This window comes from Rhizobium sp. BR 317, assembly GCF_047445835.1.
Classification (GTDB): domain Bacteria; phylum Pseudomonadota; class Alphaproteobacteria; order Rhizobiales; family Rhizobiaceae; genus Rhizobium; species Rhizobium paranaense.
Map to the genome: position 1 here is coordinate 1 of NZ_JARWLB010000129.1, position 1396 is coordinate 1396.

At 59.8% G+C, this 1396-nt stretch carries 1 protein-coding gene; it reads left to right on the top strand.

Annotation, left to right across the window (positions count from 1 at the left end):
• The first annotated feature begins 390 nt into the window (after positions 1 to 390).
• A complete protein-coding gene (locus tag QD357_RS32265; RefSeq protein WP_414126074.1) occupies positions 391 to 1131 on the top strand; it encodes a carbonic anhydrase in 741 nt (246 codons plus the stop codon).
• Positions 1132 to 1396 lie beyond the last annotated feature (265 nt).

Consider the following 1396-nt stretch of genomic DNA (forward strand, 5'->3'; position numbering starts at 1 on the left):
CTGTCGGCGCATGATGTCGGAAGGGTCCGACATCGCGAGAGCGCCGACGGCTCCCACCAGAGGGGCCCGGACCAGCGGGTTGACCGACAATTGGGAACGCCGCCMTGCCCCTTCAAGAGCCTTGCWTCCAAAATTTTATCTCTTTTGCGCGCCGCATGGCGTTGGCCTTTCAGAAGCTCGATTTCGACTGGCGGGTATTGAAACGCTATTCCCACTCCCTACATCGTGGTTGCGGACCGGGCCCCTCTGATCAAGGCTTGCCTTTTTGATGTCGGACCGCATCGAGCGTGCTCGGTGCAGTCTTGGGGTTAAACTTCCGTCTCTCCGAACATGCTCGTTGATTTTTCAACCCTGACGGCGAATGCGCCGTCTAACGGAGAGTATCTATCGATGTGTAATGTTTCCCGCCGCCTGTTTATGACAGCGACTGCCGCTTCCGCCGTCGCTGTGCTGCCTGCCGCCGCGCACGCTCAAACGACGAGTGGCAAAACAACGCCCCTTGAACCCGCGCCCGTCAAGGACGGCAAGTCAGCCTTGACGCCTGATGGAGCACTCGACCTCCTCAAGCGTGGCAACGAAGCCTTCCTGCGTGACGAGATCGTCCTGCCCGATAGAAGCGAGGCGCGCCGCCTTGAACTGGCCAAGGGCCAGGCGCCATTYTGCGCCTACRTCTCCTGCTCGGACAGCCGGGTCCCGCCGGAACTTCTGTTCGGGCGTGGCCTCGGTGAATTGTTCATCATCCGCAATGCGGGCAACACCGTTGATACGGTGGCGATGGGGTCGATCGAGTATGCMGTCGCGGAACTCGGTGTACCGTTGATCGTCGTCATGGGGCATGAAAGCTGCGGAGCAGTAAAGGCCGCCATGTCGGTGGTCGAAAAGAATGCGCGCTTCCCCGGCCAGATCGACAACATGATCGAGCCGATCATTCCTGCAGTCCTTGAAGCACGAGGGCAGCAGGGAGATCCGCTTGAAAACGCTGTGAAGCAGAATGTTCGCCGGGTGGTACGCAATCTGCGGGAGGAKAGCGATCCTCTCCTGCTCAAGCCGCTGGCGGAAGGGCGCATCAAGATCGTMGGTGCCTACTATMATCTCGACACCGGCGCCGTCGAATTCTTCKATCAGGCATAAATGCAAAGGAGCCGCGTGGTCGTCCACGCGGCTCGCTGATTGTGCCTCATCTGGGAAAGCCTGCGTCGGAACGAACAGGTTTTCACAGGCTCACGACGGGCCGGAAGCCGATCGGATCGAGCCGACGCGCAGTGCAACGAGCAAGGCTGATCCAGGACAATGAAGAGTATCGGAGAAATCAGCATAGCGACGACCGACAGGGCCGGATTTCGGGAATTCTCGTCGTGCGAGGAGCGGGAGAAAGCGCAGCCGCAGGAGCCTCAAC